Source organism: Chryseobacterium sp. 14P4.3.2 (genome assembly GCF_057799275.1).
Map to the genome: position 1 here is coordinate 434501 of NZ_JBYOKO010000002.1, position 24071 is coordinate 458571.

Here is a 24071-nt window from a genome sequence, read left to right on the forward strand (position 1 = left end):
AATGAATATTAAAGAAAGAGGATATGACTTCAGTTTATATAAACGGCAATAATTTAAATTTCAAACATCAGACATTTATCTAAATATTTCATAAATTTGTCACTTTAAAAAATTTATTCTGTGAGTGAAGGTAAAGACATGTCCTTTCTAGGGCATATTGGAGAATTAAGAGGGCACCTGATCCGCTCAATTATTGCTATAGTAGTTGCTGCATTTGTGGTTGGTTTCAATATCAACTGGATTATGGACCATATCTTTTTTGGCCCAACGAGGAATGATTTCCCTACTTTCAGAGTTGTGAATCACTTTTCGAGAATGATTCTGGGGGAAGACAGTATTCATCTTCCAAAAGAGTTCCCAGTACGTGTACAAAGACTATATCAGCAGTTCAATGTGATGATGGCGGTTTCTGTTTTTGGCGGAATGGTAGCGGCATTTCCATATATTGTATGGGAGTTGTGGCGTTTTATTGGTCCTGCTTTGCATCCAAGAGAGAGAAAGAACTCCATCTATATTATTAATTCGGTATGGATCCTTTTCATGACCGGAGTGCTATGTGGTTATTTCTTAATCCTTCCATTTGCTGTTAACTTTGGAGTGATCTTCAAAATTTCAGATATTATAGTTCCACTATATGACTTAAGTGATTACACTACTTTATTCCTGCAGGTAGTTTTAGGTATGGGGATTATTTTCCTTTTTCCTATTCTTATCTATTTCCTTACAAGCATAGGAATTCTTACTCCTGCATTTATGAAGACCTATCGCCGTCATGCAATTGTTTTGATCATGATTGTTGCTGCGATTATTACTCCGGCAGATGTTTTAAGCATGATAATGGCCGCACTTCCACTGCTTGTTTTATATGAGTTCAGTATTATGATGTGTACATTCACCTATAAAAAAGTACAGAAAAATAACGGAACCCTTCCTGCTGTAAAGGAATAACAAAAAAACAAAAGGCTATTATATAGAAATAATTTATTTAATAACCTCCCCTAATCAAATACAGGTGCTAATTTCCCACTCGGGAGGTTAGCACTTTTTTTTGATTCCCATAGTACTACCTGTTTTTTCACTAAAAGACAGGAAACAAAAAGAAGATGAATCATTCTAAAAACTAATTTCGAGAACAGAATACGACAGAATTAACAGTTTTTATTAAATAAATAATAAAAAAATAGTATATTTATCGACATCATTACAATTATAATAAAATATGAAAAAGAGAATTATTTTCGTTTGCGCATTAGCATTAAGCTTAACCGGTTTACAGGCACAACGCTGGGAACCGGTCTCTGAGAAAGTGACCCCTATAAGAAAGGAAGTCAATGTTTTATATTCCTATAAGTTTGATCTTGCCTCTTTGAGGGATTTCTTAAAAAATGCTCCTGAAGCGGGACACGGAGCAAGTCCGGTAATAGTCTCCCTACCCACAACAGATGGGAAAGTTGAGAGGTTTTCTGTTTATAGCTCACCGGTAGTAGAGAAATCTATGGCAGAAAGATATGAACTAGGGGCCTATACAGGTGTAGGAGTAGATAATCCTAATAAGCGGATCAGATTTAGTACTGCACCTAATGATTTTCAGTCTATGCTTTTTGACTCCAGTACTGGAAAGTATGAGTTTATTGAGCCTCTTAATAAAGAAAAAGATGTTTATGGAGTCTTTTTTAAATCAAACAAATCGCAGAATGATCCTTTTGATTGCAGAACCTCAGAGCCTGAAAGCTCAAAAAAGGCAATCGCTAAGCTGTTAAAGTCGAAAAATGTCCTGAAGGGCTCAGGAAATTTTCATAAAAACAGTGAGCAGAAATACAGAACTTATAGAATCGCCATTTCTGTAAATGGTGAATATACGCAGCTTGCGGGGGGTGTACCTGGTGCAGCAGCCCGTATCAATGCTACGATGAACCGTGTAAACGGAGTATTTGAAAAGGATTTTGCTATTCACATGATTGTTCAGGATTTCCCTCAGCTGATCTTTACTGATCCGGCTACTGATCCCTATACAACGGTTGTTACCAATGCTCCTGCAGCTTGGAATCTGGAAGTTCAGCAAACCCTTACCAACACTCCGGGTGTAGGCAGTGGAGCTTATGATATCGGACATTTCTTCGGCCACAAAGGAGGTGGAGGAAGTGCCGGTGATGTAGGAAACGTCTGCAGAAATCCTGTTGACAATGATGATGACACTTCAAAAGGAGCTGGAATTACATCACCGAGTACAGCCAATCAGCCCTTCGGTGATAACTTTGATATAGATTTTGTGGCTCATGAAATTGGCCATCAGTTTGGGGCTGCCCATACGATGTCTCTTGCGCTACACGGTGCTCACATGGAACCTGGTTCAGGATCTACAATCATGGGGTATGCAGGGATTACCAATGCGAATGTTCAGATGCACTCAGATGCTTATTTTCATACCAAAAACATAGAAGAAGTAGCAAAATATACCAACTCTCAGGACTGTGGTAACATTACACAGGTTTCCAATACACCTCCTGTAATACAGCCGATGGCCAGCAAAATGATTCCAAAAGGAACTGCTTTTGTATTGACTGCTTCTGCAACGGATGCTCAAAATGACCCAATGACTTATACCTGGGAACAGTATGATCTTGCAGCTTCTACTTTCGGACCTGTAAATGCAGCCCGAAATAATGGAGCGAACTTCAGATCTCTGACCCCAACAACCTCTCCTACACGTTATCTTCCTAAGTTGTCCACCGTTCTTAATGGCACTCTTTCAAATGCCACAGATTTTGAAACCGTTTCCAACGTACCTAGGACGATGAATTTCAAGGTAACAGTAAGGGATAACAACCAGGATATCAGCCAGCAGCAAACTCAAAGCAGTTTGATGAAGGTAGATGTTGGAAATGAAGGACCATTCAAAGTGACTTCAACTACAATATATAATAATACTCCTGCGGCAATTACCTGGGATGTAGTGAATACCAATAATGCCCCCTATAATGTGCAAAATGTAAAAATAGACTACACCACAGATAATGGTACTACATGGACCGTAATTACTCCGTCCACTCCAAATGACGGAGCAGAACCTTACTCATTTACTTCCTTGGCAGCCAACTCTACAGTAAAACTAAGAATAAGTGCTGTGGATAATATATTTTATGCAATAGGTAATGCTACTGTTTCTGCATCTGCAGGTGCGTGTACTACAGCAGCGGCAACAGGAATTACGGTGACAGGGATTACAAAATCTTCTGCAACTGTGAAATGGACCGCCCTGCAGGGAGCTACTTATTCTTTAATGTATAGAAAAATAGGAACAACAATATGGACTACAGTTCCTGTATCTACCAATGCCTACAATATCACCGGACTTATGGATGCCTCTCAATATGAGGTACAGGTAGCCAATGTATGCGGAGGAACACTAGGAAGTTATTCCACGTCAACCAATTTCTCAACCCTTTCATTCGCAAAATGTAATATTACAGGAACAAGCGCAGCTGATGAGTATATCTCTAATGTTACTGTAACGCCTGTAGGAATGAACCCGGTTTCAAATAGCAGCAGCAATACTCCTTATACTGATTATACCGCAGATCCTTCGAAATTGATTACCCTTTCACAGGGATCTTCAGGAAATGTAATCAGTATTACCAAAGCATGGACCAGCCCTGATCAATACAATGACGGAGTTACGGCATGGATTGATTTCAATAGAGACGGAGTATTTTCTTCCTCCGAAATGATCTATACCAGCGTACCTAGTATAATTACTCCTGTTTCAGGAACCTTCTCTGTTCCTGCAGACGCTTATACCGGAGGAAATGTTATCATGAGAGTTGCATTAGGCTATGATGTTCAGCCAAGCAGCGGATGCAGCAGTCTGCAGTACGGTGAGGTTGAAGACTATCCGGTTATTATTCAGCAGCTGCTTGCTACCACTGACGTGATCAAAGATAAAGCTTCAATTCAGATCTTCCCTAACCCGGTAAGTGATATATTAAATGTAACACAGGTTTCATCTAAAGCTTTATATACCATCACCAATATGGCAGGACAGAAAGTAATGAGCGGTCAGCTTACAGATAATAAAATATCTGTATCAAGACTAAGCACAGGAGCTTATATTATTTCAATTGAGGATAAAGGAACAACTTCAAATCTGAAATTCATCAAAAAATAGCATATTATCATAATATATATATATTAAAGCCCGGTTATTTCCGGGCTTTGGTATGTATTAAAAAAAATAGCTGATCAATTTTTGTTCTCTGCCCTTTGGCTGTTAATTTAATTTTCTATTTTTGAAAAGATTATAATAAAGTATTAAATGAAAAAATTATCATATACACTCTTATTTGCATCAGGGCTGGTCTTTGGTCAGTTCTTTGAAAAAGATAAGGTTTTCACCAAACAGGATACATTAAAGGGTTCCAATACTTCATTCCGGGATTTCTGGGATGTAAAGAAATATGATCTTTCTGTAGAACCTGATTTTGAAAAGAAAAGCATCAAAGGAAGTAACAAAATAAGCTTTGAAATCATAAAAGATATTACCAGCCCTACATTCCAGATTGATTTACAACAGCCTATGAAAGCTGATAACGTATCCGGTAACTTTCCTATTGCCAATTATAAGCAGGATGGTGATTTTATTTTTATTACCACTCAGAAGAAATTTAAAAAAGGAGAAAAATATAGTATTGATGTTACTTATTCCGGAAACCCCACAATTGCTAAAAATGCGCCATGGGACAGTGGGTGGGTTTTCACTAATGATGAAAAAGGAAATCCATGGATGAGTGTCGCAGATGAAGCAATCGGGCCATCTATCTGGCTTCCTACCAAGGACATATGGAGTGACGAACCTGATAATGGGATCGTTATGAAAATTATTACTCCCAATGATCTTGTAGGCGTAGGAAACGGAAGACTGATTGACAAAAAGACTGAAGGCAGCAAAACAACCTATACCTGGCAGGTAAAAAATCCAATCAATCCATATTCTATTATTCCTAATATAGGTAAGTATGTGAATTTTAAAGATACTTTCGATGGGGAAAAAGGAAAGCTCGACTTAGATTACTGGGTACTGGATTATAATCTTGATAAGGCTAAAAAACAGTTTCAACAGGTAAAACCTATGCTTTCCGCTTTTGAATATTGGTTCGGACCTTATCCATTTTATGAAGATTCCTACAAACTGGTAGACTCACCGTATCTAGGAATGGAACATCAAAGTAATGTGGCCTATGGAAATGACTATCAGAACGGCTACCGAGGAAGGGATCTTTCCGGAACCGGTGTGGGAATGAAGTGGGATTATATCATCATCCATGAAAGCGGCCACGAATGGTTTGCGAACAATATCACGGCAAAAGATCAGGCAGATATGTGGATTCATGAGAGTTTTACCATGTATTCCGAAGTCCTTTTTACCGAAAAATATCTGGATAAAAAATCGGCAGATATCTATATGATAGGTCTTAGAAATATCATTAACAATGATGTTCCTATCATCGGAAAATATGGGGTAAGGAATGAAGGAAGCGGTGATATGTACCCTAAGGGAGCCAATATGATTCATACGATAAGACAGGTCATCAATAATGATGAAAAATTCAGACAGATTTTAAGAGGGCTGGGTAAAGATTTTTATCATCAGACTGTTACCACCCAGCAGATTGAAAATTATATTTCATCAAAATCAGGAATTGACTTTTCAAGTATTTTTGATCAGTACCTGAGAACTACAATGATTCCTACTCTTGAATATTCTCAAAATGGAGAAACCCTGAAATTCCGCTATACGGAGGTCGTGAAAAATCTAAAATTACCTGTAATAATCAATGGTGATCAGACTATTACTCCTACTGATCAGTGGCAGACTGTAACCCTTAAGAAAAACAGTCCGGTTGAGTTTAACCCGAACTATTATATTAATTATAAGAGTGTTCAATAAAATGAAAAGGCAAATTCGCGATTCAGCAAATTTGCCTTCTTGCTTTTCTGTAATAAAATTTTAAGAAAAGTTTAATACTCCCATCCGTAACAAAACGATAAAAAAAGCAACTATTTAATTATAAGATTTAAACCTAATGAGAAAAATAGCATTAAGTCTGGGCCTATTCGCAGCTTTCTTAGCGAATGCACAGTCCATCAAAACAACTATTGACCTTGTGAATGTAAAAGATGACAAGGTTGCCGTTACTATGGAATTTCCAAAAATGAAATCCGGTGATGTCAAATTTCATTTCCCTAAAACGGTTCCCGGAACCTATTCTGAAGATGATTACGGAAGATTTATAGAAGGAATTAAATTCTATGATAATAAAGGCAAAGAACTTACCTATACAAAAGTAAATGATAATACATATTCTTTAAAAAACGCTCAAAACCTGAGTAAGATATCTTATCTGGTGAACGACAGTTTTGATGAAGAAATGGATACGTCAAAGCATAAAGCTGTTTTTTCTCCGTCAGGAACGGATATTGAGCAGGGAAAAGTTTATATGGTTAATACTCACGGATTTATTGGCTATATAGACAATATGCAAGATGTTCCTTATCAGCTGATTATTCAAAAACCAACTGATTTCTACGGTACAACAGCTTTAGTAGATCAGGATAAATCAGATTCTACAGATACCTTTACATTAGCCAATTATGCTAAAGTAACAGATTCGCCGTTAATGTATACCAAGCCTGATTTCATTACCTTCAATGCAGGAGGAATGGAGCTTGTTCTTGGAGTGTACTCTCCGACCGGAAAATACAAAGCAGCGGATTTTAAAGATAATCTGGAGAAAATGGTTATTGCCCAGAAGAAATTTCTGGGAGATATGAATACCAACAAAAAGTATGCGATCATGCTTTATCTTGCCGGAGGAGACGGGCCGAAAATCAAAGGATTTGGAGCGCTGGAACACCATGAGTCTACCAGCGTTGTTCTTCCTGAAGGAATGCCGAAAGATGCTATTGACAATACGATTACAGATGTGGTTTCTCACGAGTTTTTCCATACTGTCAACCCATTAAAAACCCATTCTGAAGAGATTCATTATTTCGATTATGCAGATCCTAAAATGTCTCAGCATCTATGGATGTATGAAGGCGGAACAGAATATTTTGCCAATTTATTCCAGGTTCAGGAGGGCCTTATTGATAAAGAACACTTCCTTCAGAGAATTGGTGAAAAAATAGCAAACTCCAAAAATTATGATGATACCATGCCATTTACGGTAATGAGTAAAAATGTATTGAAGGAGCCTTATAAAGATCAGTACAGAAACGTTTATGAAAAAGGAGCTCTGTTGGCAATGTGCCTTGATATTGAACTGAGAAAGCTTTCCAATGGAGAAATGGGCTATCGTGATATGATCAGAAAGCTGTCTCAGAGATTTGGAGAAAACAAACCTTTTAAAGATGATAAGCTGATTGACGAGCTGGTAACCGTAACAGGATATCCGCAGGTAAAAGATTTCTATAATAAATATATTGCAGGAAACCAGCCAACTCCCTACGCAGAATACCTGAAAATGGTAGGTGTAGATATACAAAAGCAGGAAAGCCGGCCTCTTTTCTGGTTTATTAAGGATCCTAATCAAACCGGTTTTGATGATAAAAACAACGCATTTGCTTTCGATGAAAGTTCCGCCCTTTCACCTTTCGCAAAAAGTATAGGATTTAAAATCACCGACCAGGTACTTGCTTTAGATGGAAAAACTGTAGATATCAAAAAAGTACAGGATTTCATTGGCTATACCCAAACCATCAAAGACGGGCAGGATGTCACGGTAACTATCCTGAGGGATAATGCCGGAAAGAAAGAGAAAATGACTTTAAAAGGAAAAGCTATTCTTGAGAAAATGACCATGGAAACACCCGTATTCAAGGCCAATCCAAGTCCGGAAGAGCTGAAACTTCAAACCCAGTGGCTTACTGGTAAAAAATAGAATAAAGGCGAGGCTGTTCTGAAAAGTTCAGCCTCTTTTTTTAGATATGAAATCCTTCTATGAGAATATTTATAGCAAAAAAATAAACGTTATAAGTTTAGAAACCTATAACGTTTTAATATTTAATCAGGAAAGATATTTTATTTACCCTTTTTTTATCGTTATTCTGAAGGTACTTCCCTTTCCTATTTCAGTCTGAGAAATCTTAATATCTCCGTTGTGGTACTCATGTATAACCCTTCTTGCTAAGGAAAGCCCCAGTCCCCAGCCTCTTTTTTTGGTAGAATATCCGGGATTAAAAGCATTTCTCGCCTGCTGTTTTGTCATTCCGCTTCCGTTGTCTTTTACTTCCACCAGAATATTTTTGTTCCTTTCAAATACAGACATGGTGATGGCTCCCTCCCCTTTCATAGCATCTACTGCATTTTTCACAAGGTTTTCAATCACCCAGCTCATCAGAATTTTATTATGCGGAACCAAAAGCGGATAGGAAGGAAGATGGAGCGTGAAATCTATTTTCCTGGAAATTCTGGTTTTCAGGTAATCATAATTCTCCTGAATCGTTTCATTGAGATTCATATCATTCAGCTCAGGAATAGAGCCTATTTTTGAGAATCGTTCAGAGATTGTTCTTAGTCTTTCGATATCTTTTTCTATTTCATGTACACCTTCTGATTCGGGATTATCCAGCTTCATGATTTCCATCCAGCCAATCATTGAAGACAAAGGCGTTCCGATCTGATGGGCTGTCTCTTTAGCCAGACCTGCCCAGAGGTAACCTTCATCTGTTTTTTTAATGGTTCTGAAAAACCAGAATGAGAAACCAAAATACAGAAGAATAAACAATCCCAAGATATAAGGGGAATACCGCAGATTGTTGAGCAGCTTCGAGTTATCATAATACACAAACTGATTATTCCCGTCCGGCACTTTGATCTCTATCGGATCATAGTTTTTCTCCATATTCCTTATAAGATCATTAAGCTCTTCGGGGTTTTTGATGGTGCTTTCAGGGATATTCCTGTAATATCCAAGATCAAGAATCGGATTTTTGTACTTATCCGTTACAATAAACGGAATGGTATTATTAATATTAAGGATATCCGGGAGCAGATCCAGAACGTCAGTATCCGGAGTTTTTACTTCCTGCTGTATCCGAATGGCTTTGGAAAGAAGGCTGATCCTTTTTATCTCCTCTTTTCTGAGAAAATTAATAAGCGATGTTGAAGCCGCTACAATGGCAATTACCAAAGTAGTCATAACTACAAAAATAATCCAGTTATTCAGTCTGGTGAGTATTGATTTTCTCAAAGTTATTTTATTTTAAAACATTCAGGATTTTCTGCAGTTCTGTACTTCCGCTACCCTGATAATTGTTGATAATAATCGAGAATACATATTTTCTGCCATCTTTAGCGGTATGATAACCGGCAAAAGATTTAGTGTCTCTCATCGTCCCGCTCTTCATTTTCATGCCATTGTCCTGCATGGGAAAACCATCGTAATAGGCATCAAACCATGACTGTTTTTTAGCATATAAAAGAGCCTGTACTTCTGCTTTCGCGGCAACGTAGTTCTGAGGGGAAAGTCCGCTTCCGTCTGCAAAATTGATCATATTTGGGTTGATTCCCTTTGATTTCCAGAATTCTTTCAGATAAGAAACTCCACTTTTAAAGCTGGGATCTTCTTTTTTCTCTTTTCCAAGGGTTTTAATTAAAGTTTCACCATAAAGATTGATACTTTTTCTTAGAAACCAATAAACAATTTTATCCAGAGATGGAGACTGATAAGTCAGAATGATATTGTTTTGGGGAGCTTTCAGAATCTGTTTACCTTCTATTTCAAGCTGTGAATTTGTCACTGCTTTTCCGGAAAGCTCAACTCCTGATTCCTTCAGCCACTGTTTCACCTCTGCAGCCAGCTGCAAAGGCGGGTTAGGAGTAGATCCGGAAACCGTTACAGCCTTTCCTCCCGGAAGCATTCCGTTAATCAGGGCGACATTAGAATGAGGGGCAGTGAAAATCAAACTCTGATCTGAGCTTCCTCCCGTTTTCAGGTCATTCAGCCATTGTACTCCTTCTAAAGGATAAGAAAATCCTTTAAAATCAGTCCCGTTCATGGTCATATCAAACTGGTTTTCTCTCCAGTTGATTCCCCAGACTCCTGCTCCATAATAATTTCCCAGATCATCCCACGGCCATCCTCCCGGAATAGTCTGATGATCAAAGTAAGAATCATCAATCACCAGATCGCCTGATATTTTTTTGATTCCTGAGCTTTTAAGAGCTTCTATAAATTTCTTTTTAAAATTTTCGGGTTTATAGCCCTCATAGCGCCAGCTTCCCAGTGTAGGATCACCATTGGAACGTATAAAAAGATTTCCATTTAAAGTTCCTCCTGACAACGTTCCGGAATATCCGGAAGTTGTGGTATAGGTATAATTCTTCCCCAGGGTTTCCAGAGCAGCGGCGGCTGTGAAAATTTTCTGGGTAGAGGCTGTCGAAAGCCCCTTATTCCCCTGATATTCATAGATGAAACTACCATTTTCATCAGCAACATAAAATGACAGGCCGGAAGAAACAGCGCCGGAAGAATCCATAAAATCTTTGGTTGCTTTATCCAGTTTCTGAGCAATATTCTGAGCAGAAACAACCTGTATACACAGGGTAAGGACTGCAAGTGTTTTTTTCATTACATTGTAGTTTGGTTCTTTACTTTACTGCTATTCTGAGGTTCTACTGATTACAGCAGTCTTTTTAGCATTGTAAAACTTTATCAAATATAGTTAAAAATGCATCTTTTCATATTCTCTAAGATCTGCATATCCAAAAAGGACCTGATGATCAGGAGATTTCTCGAATGACCGGTCATATCTAAAATATTTTTCATAATCATCTTCATCTATATAGATATCGATCTGACAGGCTTTTATATAATTTCCTTTATCACTATGGCTTTCCTGAGACATTTTAGAATTATCCCAGGACTCATTGTGGCAGCGAAGACACCATTTTTTGTGAATGGCTTTGTTCCCGCATATTTCACAGTATTCCAAATGCTCAAACAGTTCAGAAATATTCTTTTGCTGATCTTCCGGAAACAGATGAAGAGGAAGCATTTTCAAAAGAAGATAATAGTTAGGCTCCTGCCACGAAAAACTTTCCACTTTATCCTCTGCCACGGATCTATCCTCTTTATACAGCCATACTCTCTGAAGATCATAATCCACTTCAGCTCTAGCAATATCCCGAACATTAATAATGGTCTTTTTTCTGACTTTAATATTCAGGTCATCATCAAGCTCAATCATTGACTGGCGATCAAGATAATGATTCAGACATAAGGTGGTTTCCCCGGAATCAACAGTTCTTTTTTTTCCTTCGCTTCCACAGATCTCACAGGTTTCTGCAGATATAACCAGATATTTACCGGTAATATCTTTAATAATCCCGTTGAGTTCCGGATTTTCTGAGTAAGTATAACACCTTAATTCTCCAGACATTTCTTTTCCGAAGACATCTTTTTCAAGATTCCAGCCTCCTATGGCGAATTCAAATAACATCTGCCGGATGATTTCATCCCATCCGGTACTGTTAACTGAGAAATTTTTAAGATTACGCTCTATAAAACGGTCAATATCATCCTGTTTCATTATAATGAACTTCCGGATTCTATTTCATAAGGTTCTTTATCTTTTTCAAAGATTCTCGTCAGTTCACTTCCTTCAACGGTTATATTATTCCCGGTTCTTCTGATCCAGTTTCCTTCTCTCAGCCCTATTACTTTATTTTCATTCTGAGTAAGGAATTCTTTAATACGCGTTTCTCTGGTTTCTCCGTTGTGCTTCAAATCCGGGTTTGGATCCAGGTAATGAGGATTGATATTGAACGGAACCAGCCCCATACATTCGAAGCTCGGCGGATATACGATCGGCATATCATTGGTTGTTTTCATATTCTGACCGCCAATATTGCTTCCTGCACTGCATCCAAGATATGCTTTTCCACCTGTTACATTTTCTTTTAAAACAGACATCAAACCTTCTTCATGTAAAGTTTTAACCAATAAAAAGGTATTTCCACCTCCTGTAAAGTAGCCTTTGGCCTGATTTACGGCTTCTGCTTTATCTTCAAACTCATGAAGTCCTTTTACCTTAATATTGATGGTTTCAAAAAATGAGCGGGCTTTTTTCGTGTACTCATCATGAGAAATACCTCCGGGTCTTGCAAAAGGAATAAACATAATTTCGTCAATTCCTGTGTATAACTGAATTAATTCTTCTCTTAAATATTCCAGATATTCTCCACCAAAAATGGTAGAAGTTGAGGCTAATATAATATTCATGCGGGGATTTTAAATTATATGTATTAAAAAATAATCGAATGACAAAGATAAACTCAAACATCAACGAATCAAAAATTAAACTAAAAAAAACATGAATCCCGTTAATATTTTCTAAAAAAACTTAAAGCTTCTAAAATTTAAGCCTTTCTGGAATTATTCTTGAATTTCAGAAACCAGAACTTTAAAATATAAGATTATGAAAATGGCTAAGATTAATATTAAAAATCTATTTTTAGGTTTAATACTTGTAGGAAGTGCAGGTTTTGTAAATGCACAGACTACTCAGTCGGATAGTACTGCAGTTGCTGCAACTGCAACAAGTCAGGCAGGTAATCCTGCTATAGAAGGGCTCAAAAAACAAATTGAGGCAAACCCAAAGGATACAGAATCACTTGCAAAACTGGCAGCTGCCTACCAGGAAGCTTCAGACTGGCCTAATGCAATTGATACCTGGAAAAAAATATCAGCTTTATTACCAGATTGGGCTCCGTCTTATTACAGTCAGGCCTATGCCTATCAATCTGCTAAAGATGACGCTAATGCAAAAATGGCTTATGAAAAATATATTGCTACTGTAAAGCCTGCTGAAGTAGAGCAAAATAAGAAGAATCTGGCCTATGCTTATTTTTATATTGCTTTTTCAGAACAGCAAAGTGACCGTGCTAAAGCAAAAGAGCATATTGCAAAATCATTACAGTATGACCCTACCAATCAGGACGCTTTAAAACTAAGTAAAGCTTTAAATTCATAAAAGGATATAAATCCTGAAATTTTATAAACTGCCCTCAGAAAGTGAAATACTTTTTGGGAGCAGTTCATTTTTTACAACCATGTCTTTGTGGCATTTCTAATAAAAACAATCAGCCAACCCCACAGGAAAGGTTACTATCTTACTGCATAGGCGAGAAAGCCCACAAAAAAGTGGGAACAGATAAAGCTGGATTCCTACGGAATCTAAACATTGTATAGTTCTAAAAAAACTTGAGTTCACTTTAGAAAGTGTAGTACCTTCCTGTATAAAGAAGTTCACTTCAGATGAAAATCAAAGATTTTCAAAAACTTATGTGTACTTTATATCAGCAAAGCCCGAAGCTTAAAATAACAAAAGTATTAAAAATATTTTGTCACTTTTAACTTTCTTGATTCTTCGGTTTGTGGTTAAATAAAACATATAAAATTAATCTAGCTTTTGGTATTATACAGCTTATTTTCCTACCTGTTCTGAAGTGTCTCGACCTGGCTACACAAGTACCTACACCCCCTTGGGTAAGGGGGTAAAGACCGTTCGGAAGTACCTAAAGACCGTTCATCAAGTACCTCCAGCCCCTTATGCAAGAGGGTAAAGACCCTTCGGAAGTACCTAAAGGCCGTTCACCAAGTACTTCGAGACTCTTCCACCAAGCCTGTAGACCTCTGGAAGGCCATTTACGCTTTTCACGCCTTCATTAGGCAGCAGAACATCTATATATCTATCAAACTTTTCCTGAAATCATTAAATCCTTATTTTAGGAGGCATTTTTTATAAAAATCCAGTATTTATACGTAATCATATCATTAAAATTTGAAATAGTTTTGTAAATCCAATTTCACAATATCATTGATATATCTTGTTTTACGTAAAAAATAATCGCATAGATATATTCATGATTGATTAAAAACTAATATACCAAAAACTAATAACTAAGGCATGAAAGTTAAACATTTTTATTCCCTGATCGTCCTATGTACGGCGGTCCCCATGGCGTATTCTCAGGTAGGAATCAACACCCCCACCCCGCACGCAACTTTGGATGTTGTGGCAAGTACAAACCCTAATGTGACGGATGGTATTTTACCTCCCAGAGTTTCTAAACAGCAATTGGCTGAAAAAGAATCCGGAATTTACGGAAGTGATCAGACAGGAGCAATTGTTTATATTACAGACGCTACTGCGCCCTCTGGATCAATACCGAGTATAGCGCGGGTTGGCAGTATTCACAATACAGGATATCACTACTTCACAGGATGGCAGTGGGTTCCTTTTTCCGTAAATCTTTACAATTCGGATGGAATTCTTTCGGAAAACAGAGTGGTGACACAAGATGCCAATACTTTAGCATTTACTTCTACTTCTGTCAATGGTTTTTCTGTAGACGGAACTACACTTTCTGTGGACGCTTCTAATCATAGAATTGGATTTGGAACAAGCTCACCCGAAACAAAATTTCATGTAGTTTCTACCACTCCGGGAGCAAACAGATATAATCTTATTGATGCTACCACCGGAGCAAGTCAATATGGAATTATGGCCTTAAGAAATACTTCGGCTTTGGCTTCAGGAAATTATTCTTTACTTGGCTTTACCAATAATGGACCCTCTGCGGGAGGTGCCAACTGGCTGTTGGGATCTATTCGTACCGGGGCAACGTTGACGAATGGTACAGAGGAAGATTTCTATATTGGAAATTCAATAGGCGGAATTTTAAATGAAAAAATGAGAATTAACCCTATCACAGGAAATATAGGTATAGGAACAACGGCTGCTACGAACAGACTTCATATAAATTCTAACAATCCTGTTAGACTGGAAGGACTACAGCCTTCTTCAGGCTCTACAGGAACTTTAACGGTGAACAATAAGGGTGTTGTACAACTACAAAACTCATCAAGCATAAGTGCCGTAAGAGGTACTGGATCTGCAATCATCACGTTGAATAATACACTTACCAACACCGTAATTTCCACAAAAAATTTCGATAACCTGAATGAGCTTACGGGAAATACATTCACACCGGTTTCAACCGGGCTATATAAGATTGATTTTATAATTAATTATCCTCAAAGAACTGTGGATGAAGACAATGGGGATGGCTATTTAGGATATTCTAAAATCAGCTTAAACGGAGTTCAGCAGTCATTCACAAGCACCAAAGTAACTGTACCGGAAGCATCCGGAACCCCATCATTTGTGACGTGCACGAATTCAACGGTATTAAAGATGAGTGCTGGTGAGATACTTTCATTTCAGGCGCTCTCTTTCGGATCAACGGCAGATTCTTCAAATATTACAGCACCTTTTACCATTAATGTAATTCGAATAGATTAATCATTTATTTGACTGAAAATAAACCGGGTAAAAATTCCCATTTACCTTTAGAGACAGGATTCTATCAACACAGATAAAAAGGACATTTGCGCTTCAGCAGATGTCCTTTTTTATTAAGCACTCTTGTAATATAACATTTGTAAGTGAGGACAGTCCCCGTTATCACACGATTTGTACGGTGTGATTTTTATTTCAAAAGACTTTGATCTTAAACGTTTTATCCTTCATTAATTTTTTTCCCGAAAAAATCTGTTTCTCCGTGCAAATGGCGGATGATCTTTTCAATATTCCTTTCTCTGCCTGCTTCTGTTTTCAGGTTATTGATGTACCGGATAAGTTCATTCTTTCTGGATGGGATCAGGTTTTCAAAGTTTTTACCTGCAACTGAACTGGCTTTAATAGCTTCATCCAGTTTGGGGTGGATAGAAATGCTTCTGTCAGAATCATCATATTCTAATTCTACTTCAATGATCTCTCCTACTCTCTTCGGCGAATTTTTCAGCATTGTTGTATTGATGTACAATCTCCATTCTCCCAGATACTTCATAAGGTTCTGCCGGAATTCTTTTCCATTCACAGATCCTTTCACCGGTATAGGGCTTTTACTCTTTTCTGAATTTTCAAAAATGACATTCAAAATTTCTTCGGGAACAAAAACAAAAGGATTGATCCCAATAATTTCCAATGTAGTGCTGAAGGTATTTGTTTTCATGAAAGATGAAGGTTAAGCGTTGACAGTAAAATTAATTATTAGATTTTAAATCCGCTGAATTTTATTTTTTAGCCAGTTTCAGGAACCAAACCCAAAATCCCAAACTTTCTGTTCTATCAATTCTTAACACTTTTCCGCCACTTTATGTTTCAATTTTAAGTTTCATCTCCTACATTAATTCCCTATCTTTGCATCAATAAATCTATTTATCAAAATGAAATTTTTTATTGACACAGCTAATTTAGAGCAAATCAAGGAAGCAAGAGACCTTGGAATTTTAGATGGTGTAACCACTAATCCTTCATTAATGGCTAAAGAAGGTATTCAGGGAACTGAAGCTATCAAAAACCATTACAAAACGATCTGCGAGCTTGTAGACGGAGATATTTCTGCGGAGGTTCTTTCTACTACGTATGAAGAAATGATCAAAGAAGGAGACGAATTGGCTGCTATCCACCCTAATATCGTTGTAAAAATCCCAATGATCAAAGATGGGATCAAAGCTTTGAAATATTTTTCTGATAAGGGAATCAAAACAAACTGTACGCTTATTTTCTCCGCAGGACAGGCACTTTTAGCAGCTAAAGCTGGTGCTAATTACGTTTCTCCTTTCTTAGGAAGACTGGATGATATCTCAACAGACGGATTAAACTTAATCCAGGAGATCAGATTGATTTTTGATAACTATATGTATGATACAGAAATCTTAGCGGCTTCTATCCGTCACTCAATGCACATCATCGACTGTGCTAAAATTGGGGCTGATGTGATTACATCTCCACTTCCTCCGATCTTAAGCTTATTAAAGCATCCATTAACAGACAGCGGACTGGCTCAGTTTATTGCAGATTCTCAGAAATTGGCATAAAACCAGACCACATTTTATATATAACCCCCGGAACTTCGTTCCGGGGGTTTTCAGTTTATGATGATAAATTAAATATCATATCTTGATTTAACTACTTTCTCACATCTGAATCCAAAAAATAAAAGATCATGAAAAAAAATATGCTTTTATTCGCGTTATGTTCTTTTATCTTTGGGTTTTCTCAAAACATCATCTTTTCAAAAGAAAAACTGGAACAGCTTGATGAATTCAATCATGAAAATAAGAGCCGGGCTTTTATCATCTATCAAAACGGAAATATCATTAGTGAAAAATATTTCGGCACAAAGATCATCAATAAGCAGCCTTTTGATGAAAATTCCAACTGGTACTGGGCTTCTGCAGGGAAATCTCTAACCTCTGTTCTCATCGGGATTGCCCAGCAGCAGAATTTCTTACATATAGATGACCCTGTTTCAAAATATTTAGGTAAATGGACAGGGATGGATAAAAAAGATGAGGATAAAATCACCATCAGAAATCTTCTGACAATGACTTCCGGAATAGATTACACTCAGGATCAGCAATGTAAATCCGGCAATTGTTTTGTGTTTAAGAATCCTGCGGGAAGTTTCTGGTATTATGACACTTCCGCATATTCCCAACTGGCAAAAGTAATAGAAAAAGCAAGCAGTAAAAGCATGGATCAATATACTTCGGAAAATCTATACGGTTCAGGAATTTCAGGAAAATGGATTCCTACTCAGAACGGGCTGCTGTTTTCAAGTAATGCGAAGAGCTTTTTGCAGTTTGGGAAACTGGTTTTAAACAAAGGGAAACTGAATGGGAAAACTTATTATCAATATGATGATTATTTTCAGCAGATGACCAGTACTTCCCAGAATCTGAATCTTTCCTACGGCTACCTGTGGTGGCTCAATGGGAAAGGTGAGATAAAAGTACCCGGATTTGAAAAGTCTTTCAACCAGTCATTGGTTCCTGATGCTCCTAAAGATATGTTTTCTGCATTGGGTAAAAATGGCCAAATTCTTGATATTATTCCCAGTGAAAATATTATTATTCTAAGAATGGGTGAAAACCCGGATGTATCTGATAGCATTATAAAGTTCCACAAAGAGCTATGGGATAAGATTCTGGAATAAATGAGATTGTCTCAAAAGTAATTTTATTCTACTTTTGGGACAATCTCTGTTTTTTTGGTGGGTATTATCTCAGGAGATCCAGTTCAATGATGTTATTATCCTTTTTTATATCACTTATCTGCCTGGCTTCTCTGTCTTTTTTACCTTTCTCAGAGGTTGCCACTGTTTTCCCTGAATCATCTATTTCTTCAATAACAATACCCTGAGCTATCATTTGTCTCTCACTTTTCATGGGATCGGCACGATAGTCTTTAAAGGCTTTTCTGTATTTTGCTTCATTCACTGTAATCAGAGGGCTATAACGTTCTTTATTTTTGGTACTCTTCCATTCGTATCCTGCCGGAAGTTTTTTATTCCCTTTTAATTCAAATGAATGAGAATGAGTAACATCTTCAAGTTTTACGATCAGTCCGGGAAGTCCATAAAATTTATATGGGCCATCCTGAATAGGGAGATCAGAGGTAAACCAGGCGGTCCATTTTCTTCCTGCAAAGTCACAAACGGCCTTCTGAGTAGTAAGTCCTCCTACTTTTTCTTTATCCGGCAGAATCTTCCAGTCCTGTTTTCTTACATCCTGCACCATATATTCTTCAGCAGACAGATTATTGAAAAAATTCATCGCGTAATTGGGATACATTTTTTCAACCGTGTAGCGTATTTTACCTTTAAATTTAACTGATGACAGGTCTAATTCATTATTCCCTGCCTGAAGCTGCTTTTCCATAACAACTCTCATAAGCGAGTCTGATTCAAAAGAATCTTTACTGTAGAATTTTGATCCTTTAGATGCAACATCAAGAAGCATTATTTCAGTTTCCGCTTTGTCTTTAGCAGTAGAATCAATGATATATTTATACTCATAAATAAATCGCTGGTTCTGAGCGTTCATCACGACTCCCAATAAGAGAGTCAATGTGATGGTTATCAGTTTTTTCATTAGTATTTTAGTTTTGGTTCTCTCCGGAAATATCTCTCACTACTCTGCATGGGTTTCCTACTGCTACTACACTATCCGGAATGTCTTTGGTAACAACGCTTCCCGCACCTACTACAGAATTCTTACCAATAGAAACTCCCGGAAGAACAACAACATTCCCTCCCAGCCAAACATTATCTCCTACGGTAATAGGACGAGCATATTCCAGCCCTTGATTTCTCTGTTTGGCATCCAGCGGATGGCCGGCTGTATAAAAACTGCAATTAGGCCCAATGAAAACATTATCTCCAAACTGAACTTTGGCGCAGTCTAAAATGACAAGGTTGTGATTGGCATAAAAGTTCTCTCCCACTTCTATATTATACCCATAATCACACCAGAATGACGGTTCTATACAGAGGTTTTCTTTGGTACTGCCAAGGATATTTCTAAGCAATTCACTTCTTCTTTGCGCATCAGAATTTTTCAATCCGTTATATTCCACACAGAGATCTTTACAGGCAATGCGTTCCTGGATCAGCTGCTTGTCATAATTGGCATCGTAAAGAAGTCCCGCTGCACATTTTTCCTTTTCTGTCATAAGTTTTATAATTGATAATTATTGGTTTTAAAGCCTTAATGTGTTGTTACTTGAAAGTTAAGAATTTTCTAATAAAAAGATCAGCTGATATTTATCAATCAAATTCCTTTAAATGACTGCCAATATTTCATTCTTTTTCTTGTTTTAATAACAGAAAAAGGATGTCAATCAATGACATCCTGCTGTATAAAAAATGATATAATTTTAATTCACCAGATCCGGTTCAATCGGGTTGTTATCCTTCTGAAGTGCTTCTTTTGTACTCTTTTCCATTTGCCTGAAAACCTGATTGGGATCTGAAATTTCTTTACCGTCTGCAGTCCTTACTTTGAAAACCACTTTGGTATTGCTATCTCCGCCGTTTTTCATCATCAGTTCTCTCATATTTTTGGAAGGATCGTTTACATAAGCTTTCCATGCTTTCTTAAACTGATCTTTGGTCACTTCGATATCTTTTCCGCCAATTCCCAGTACTTTTACATGATCAGGAATCTGCAGGTCTGCTTCTGCATCTGGTGTTTTGATGGTTTTATTACCTGCCAGTGTCATACTGTGGGAACCTGTAGCATCTTCTATTTTCACAATCAACCCTGGAAGTCCGTAAAAAACATAGGGTCCATCCTGAAAAGGAAGATCGGTTGTAAACCATGCTGTCCATTCTCTTCCGCCAAAACTGGTAACTGCTTTCTGAGCATTGTACTCACCTATTTTTTGTTTCTCAGAGGTTATTTTCCATTCCGGTTTTCTGTCTTCTTTTATTTTATATTTATCTGTGGAGATATTTCTGAAAAGATAGGTTTTGAAATCCGGATATTGTTTGGTTACTTTATAAGAAACCTGTCCCGGTTTTTCACGTCTGTTGACACTTATATTTCCACCTCCTGCTTTCAGCTGCTTTTCAAGTTCAGCTTTTCCTATGGAATCTGCCACAAATTTATCCTGACTGTAATAAGTGGAGCCGTTTTTATCAATATCCAGCAGCATTATTTCTTTCTTCACCTCTTCCTTATTATTAGAATCCGGAATAAATTTATATTCGTAAAAAAACCTGTTAATCTGAGCGTTGGCTAACACTCCCAGAAACATAAAAAATAGAATTTTGCTTTTCATAATGAATGATTAAAAAAAAGGCTTTGTCAATATGATATTAACAAAGCCTGATGGAACTTTATTTTTTTGTCTGAATTCTTATTTCGCTTTTCTTAGCGTCTCCTTTCCGCTGATTATTAATCATAACGCTGGATATATCACTTGTATTCAATGAATTAATATCATCTTTAGAGACCTCTCTGCCATCAATATAGTACTTGGACTTCATATCGTCTCCTCCACTTATATTAAATCTTTTTACCCCATTCATGGCAATATTTCCGTTGCCATCTTTTTTGATGAAATCTGCCTGCATTACCATTACTTTGGAAGAACCATTAATCCTTGAGAAATGAATATCCTTAAGGTTTTTCTGGGCTTTCAATCTCATTTTTTCACTTTCTATTCTTGCTTTTGCTCCCTCTATTCTGTAAGCCTCACTTTCTTTTCTGGCTTTATCACCTTCTATCTTTGCTTTTGCACTCTCTATTCTGGCAGCTTCACTTTCTTTTCTGGCTTTATCACTTTCAATCTTTGCTTTTGCACTTTCTCTTCTGTAAGCCTCTCTTTCTCTTATGGCCTTTTCGCCTTCTATACTGGCTTTTGCGCTCTCTATTCTTGCTTTTTCTCCCTCAATTCTGGCTTTCGCCGCCTCCTTCATTGCTTCTTTAGCTTCTTTAAGCGCTTTACGTACTTCTTCTTTTTCTTTACGGCTTAAGTCTTTATACTGAACGGTATTGTTCTTAAAGTATATTACTTTAGGGGTCTTTGGTGCTTTTGCGGCTCCGGGGGCTGCCGGAGGCGCTGGCGAAGCTTCAGGAGAATCAATGTCAACATCTAACTCAGGTATATCCGGTATCTCAATTTCCATATTATCAAGAGCCTTCATCTGGCTTTTCCATTCAGGAGATTTGAAATAACTGTCAACTGATGTAGATACCTGTCCAGCGATTTTCCCCATTTCAGAGGCCAATACATTAATTTCTTCTATCTTTTTGTTAAAGGCAGCGCTTTCTGGTGTCAGTTTGCTTAGCTCTTTGCTTTTTTTATCCAGTTCTTTTTGGATTTCCACCGATCTTGCTTTCAGCTTGGGAAGTCCAGGTATTGGATCTGTATTTTCTTTCTGTTGTTCTTTTTCAGGTCTTACTGTATCTTTCTGTATTTGTGAAACCGCTTTTTTAATATTAAAATTGGTTTCTTCAATTTCTCTGTTTTTTGCATTTACCAGATAGGCAAAAGCGACTGAAAATAAAACGGGCAGTGCAAAAATTCTTCGCGCATATCCGAACTTGGTTTTTGGTTTTTGTAACATCTTAAGTCTTTTTTTAAGGTTTGAACTTAGAAACGGACTGGTGGCAGGCAACTGTGTTCCGGAAAAGTGGCTTGCTAAAAGCATCTGCGCAAATGCTTTGGTGTCCGAATTTTTAACGGCTTTCTTATCAGCCAGATATTCGTGGATTAAATTAATTTCTTTTTTGATAATATGGAAAAAGGGATTGAACCAGAAAACAGCGGTAATGAATTCGATAAAGATCTTATCAAATGAATGCTTCTGCTCAATATGTACCATCTCATGCTTTAAAATCTGCCTTCCCACTTCTGAGTTCAGCGTGATTGAATTTTTCCAGAAAAGGTTTTTAAAGTATGAAAAGGGTGCTTCGGTGAGGTCTGTACGGTAAAAATTGATCCCGTCAAAACTTTCTTTCTGAAACTGTTTTTTAAATTGCTGGATTTTAAAAATCCCGTATACCAATTTCCCTAGAAAATAGAGAGAAACAAGTCCCAGAGCTGAAAAAATAAGGTTAAAATAAAGGTTACCATTGTTTAAGTTTTTTTCTGTATTAAAATTCTGAATTTTATCAAGAAGTCTGTATAGATCATTATTTACCTCTATCGTAAAATCTTCTACTCTGATGAGTGGTAAAAACAGCGATACCAAAACTGCCGCCAACAGATAAAACCTGTTATAATGATGGAATGTCTTGTCTTTTAAAGACAACTGATAATACAAAAACGTTACACCTGAACATATAATTGTTTTTCCAAAGTATAAAAGTATTGCTTCCATAGGCCTCTAGTCTTTCTTTTTGAGTTCATCCAGTAACATTTCAAGATCTTCTACCGTCATTTCATTTTTTTCTACGAGAAACGAAACGGCACTTTTGTAAGAACCTTTAAAATAGTTTTTCACAAGACTCTTCATGGTTTTCCCGGAATACTGCTCTTTTGAAACCAGTGGAAAATACTCATGCTGTCTTCCGTGTACACGATAATCTACAAATTCTTTGTCCTTTAATACTTTTAAAATGGTGGAGACAGTATTGGTATGGGGTTTGGGCTCAGGAAACAGATCGAGAACATCCTTAAGAAATCCTTTTTCCAGTTTCCACAGATACTGCATTACCTGTTCCTCTGCTTTTGTTAAAGTCTGAATTTTCATATCCTGTACATTTATTCATCTTGTAATAAAGAAACGTTCAATTCTCTATCACTAAGAAATTAGTTATACAAATGTAGAAATAATTTTGACTCAGACAACTATTTTTTTAGTGATAAAATATTATTTAATATTAACTAATTGAAAATCAACATTATAAAATTAATTTAAATATATTAATTTTATAATGGAGAAGAGTCAGCACCCATCTAATCAACAGAAAAAGGATAATTTCAATTGTAAATTCTTAAAACTTGTTAATTTTTATTAAATAAAATTAAAATGAATTTGTTTTAACCGGGAAAATATATTTATTTTAGTGCTTTAAAAATTTCTCATGAAAAGATATAATTTATTGATTGTACTATTACTACTTATTTTTAATGTTACTACAGCGCAAAAGAAAAATTCTCCGGCTGCTGACCTTAGTATATTAAAGGATACAAAATCAAAAATTGAAGCTACAGTACCATTGGTTATCCAACATCTTCAGACCATTGCTACAAAAGAAGGGGACAATAATATTGTTACCAACGGAAAAATTGCAGTGGGTAAAGAATATCGGATTTTAGAATCTGAATGGTATTTATACAGAAACAATATGAAAAACTGTATCCTGAACAATTCTTCCAAGAAAGCTAAAAAGTGCATGGAATACCATACGCAATATCTGAGAAATACACTGATCAACTACAGCAACTATATTTCTAACCTTACAAGAAAGAATGGATATTTAGGAGTAGAAGGTGATACAAAATTTGAATTTAAACCTGCTGAAATAGCTACAAAACTAAGTGAAGCTTACTTCAATGCTAATGATGCTGCAGGAAGAATGAAGGCTGATCAGAAAAGAGAGTTTTTGGGACAAACGATGTCTGATGACAACAAGCTGACTCCATTTGCTCAGCTGGCTCAATAATAAGAACTTACCCCTGAAAATAAAAAAAGAGAACTGCAAATG

The 24071-nt window shown here is 36.9% G+C and carries 19 protein-coding genes; 9 read left to right on the forward strand and 10 right to left on the reverse strand.

Annotation, left to right across the window (positions count from 1 at the left end; translation table 11 throughout):
- Positions 1-120 precede the first annotated feature (120 nt).
- The 4 genes from tatC to AC27VX_RS05620 all read left to right on the forward strand — a co-directional run bounded on the left by tatC (position 121) and on the right by AC27VX_RS05620 (position 7937).
- A complete protein-coding gene (tatC, locus tag AC27VX_RS05605; RefSeq protein ID WP_236854629.1) occupies positions 121-948 on the forward strand; it encodes a twin-arginine translocase subunit TatC in 828 nt (275 codons plus the stop codon).
- Between the two features lie 271 nt (positions 949-1219).
- A complete protein-coding gene (locus AC27VX_RS05610; protein ID WP_488694303.1) occupies positions 1220-4165 on the forward strand; it encodes a reprolysin-like metallopeptidase in 2946 nt (981 codons plus the stop codon).
- A gap of 147 nt (positions 4166-4312) precedes the next feature.
- On the forward strand, positions 4313-5944 hold the full coding sequence (locus AC27VX_RS05615) for a M1 family metallopeptidase (RefSeq protein ID WP_488694305.1): 1632 nt from the start codon (positions 4313-4315) through the stop codon (positions 5942-5944).
- Positions 5945-6080: 136 nt separating this feature from the next.
- Positions 6081-7937: a M61 family metallopeptidase gene (locus AC27VX_RS05620; protein ID WP_236854634.1), complete on the forward strand. Its 1857-nt coding sequence runs from the start codon at positions 6081-6083 to the stop codon at positions 7935-7937.
- Positions 7938-8081: 144 nt separating this feature from the next.
- On the opposite strand, the gene AC27VX_RS05625 is transcribed toward AC27VX_RS05620, so the two are convergent.
- From AC27VX_RS05625 to pepE, 4 genes are all read right to left on the reverse strand, one after another.
- On the reverse strand, positions 8082-9248 hold the full coding sequence (locus AC27VX_RS05625; protein WP_236854635.1) for a sensor histidine kinase: 1167 nt from the start codon (positions 9246-9248) through the stop codon (positions 8082-8084).
- A 7-nt stretch (positions 9249-9255) separates the two neighbouring features.
- Positions 9256-10629, reverse strand: coding sequence for a D-alanyl-D-alanine carboxypeptidase/D-alanyl-D-alanine endopeptidase (gene dacB / locus AC27VX_RS05630; protein ID WP_488694308.1), 1374 nt, complete (start codon positions 10627-10629; stop codon positions 9256-9258).
- Between the two features lie 93 nt (positions 10630-10722).
- Positions 10723-11589, reverse strand: coding sequence for a hypothetical protein (locus AC27VX_RS05635; protein WP_488694310.1), 867 nt, complete (start codon positions 11587-11589; stop codon positions 10723-10725).
- On the reverse strand, positions 11589-12281 hold the full coding sequence (gene pepE, locus AC27VX_RS05640; protein ID WP_236854639.1) for a dipeptidase PepE: 693 nt from the start codon (positions 12279-12281) through the stop codon (positions 11589-11591). Before pepE ends, AC27VX_RS05635 begins: the two co-directional genes overlap by 1 nt.
- Positions 12282-12477: 196 nt before the next feature.
- On the opposite strand from pepE, the gene AC27VX_RS05645 reads away from it, so the two are divergent.
- Positions 12478-13032: a tetratricopeptide repeat protein gene (locus AC27VX_RS05645; RefSeq protein WP_488694312.1), complete on the forward strand. Its 555-nt coding sequence runs from the start codon at positions 12478-12480 to the stop codon at positions 13030-13032.
- Positions 13033-13968: 936 nt separating this feature from the next.
- Entirely contained in the window at positions 13969-15366 is a 1398-nt protein-coding gene (locus AC27VX_RS05650) for a hypothetical protein (protein ID WP_488694314.1), read from the forward strand.
- Positions 15367-15583: 217 nt separating this feature from the next.
- On the opposite strand, the gene AC27VX_RS05655 is transcribed toward AC27VX_RS05650, so the two are convergent.
- Positions 15584-16078: a YdeI/OmpD-associated family protein gene (locus tag AC27VX_RS05655; RefSeq protein WP_236854642.1), complete on the reverse strand. Its 495-nt coding sequence runs from the start codon at positions 16076-16078 to the stop codon at positions 15584-15586.
- Between the two features lie 214 nt (positions 16079-16292).
- Here AC27VX_RS05655 and fsa point away from each other — a divergent pair, with 214 nt between their 5' ends.
- Entirely contained in the window at positions 16293-16946 is a 654-nt protein-coding gene (fsa, locus tag AC27VX_RS05660) for a fructose-6-phosphate aldolase (protein ID WP_236854643.1), read from the forward strand.
- A gap of 128 nt (positions 16947-17074) precedes the next feature.
- On the forward strand, positions 17075-18067 hold the full coding sequence (locus AC27VX_RS05665; protein ID WP_300687346.1) for a serine hydrolase domain-containing protein: 993 nt from the start codon (positions 17075-17077) through the stop codon (positions 18065-18067).
- A gap of 64 nt (positions 18068-18131) precedes the next feature.
- On the opposite strand, the gene AC27VX_RS05670 is transcribed toward AC27VX_RS05665, so the two are convergent.
- The 5 genes from AC27VX_RS05670 to AC27VX_RS05690 all read right to left on the reverse strand — a co-directional run bounded on the left by AC27VX_RS05670 (position 18132) and on the right by AC27VX_RS05690 (position 23113).
- The gene (locus tag AC27VX_RS05670; RefSeq protein ID WP_236854645.1) at positions 18132-19004 is read right to left on the reverse strand and encodes a GLPGLI family protein; all 873 of its coding nucleotides are present in this window, start codon (positions 19002-19004) and stop codon (positions 18132-18134) included.
- Positions 19005-19011: 7 nt separating this feature from the next.
- Positions 19012-19584 (reverse strand): sugar O-acetyltransferase, encoded by a 573-nt coding sequence (locus AC27VX_RS05675; RefSeq protein WP_236854646.1) that lies wholly within the window; start codon positions 19582-19584, stop codon positions 19012-19014.
- Between the two features lie 204 nt (positions 19585-19788).
- Positions 19789-20694 carry a GLPGLI family protein gene (locus AC27VX_RS05680; protein ID WP_236854647.1) on the reverse strand — a complete coding sequence of 302 codons (906 nt, stop codon included), beginning with the start codon at positions 20692-20694 and terminating at the stop codon, positions 19789-19791.
- Between the two features lie 58 nt (positions 20695-20752).
- Complete coding sequence (locus AC27VX_RS05685) at positions 20753-22741, reverse strand: M56 family metallopeptidase (protein ID WP_488694317.1); 1989 nt, start codon at positions 22739-22741, stop codon at positions 20753-20755.
- A gap of 6 nt (positions 22742-22747) precedes the next feature.
- Positions 22748-23113 carry a BlaI/MecI/CopY family transcriptional regulator gene (locus AC27VX_RS05690; RefSeq protein WP_236854650.1) on the reverse strand — a complete coding sequence of 122 codons (366 nt, stop codon included), beginning with the start codon at positions 23111-23113 and terminating at the stop codon, positions 22748-22750.
- A 334-nt stretch (positions 23114-23447) separates the two neighbouring features.
- Here AC27VX_RS05690 and AC27VX_RS05695 point away from each other — a divergent pair, with 334 nt between their 5' ends.
- Positions 23448-24029 (forward strand): hypothetical protein, encoded by a 582-nt coding sequence (locus AC27VX_RS05695; protein ID WP_236854651.1) that lies wholly within the window; start codon positions 23448-23450, stop codon positions 24027-24029.
- Positions 24030-24071: the final 42 nt, after the last annotated feature.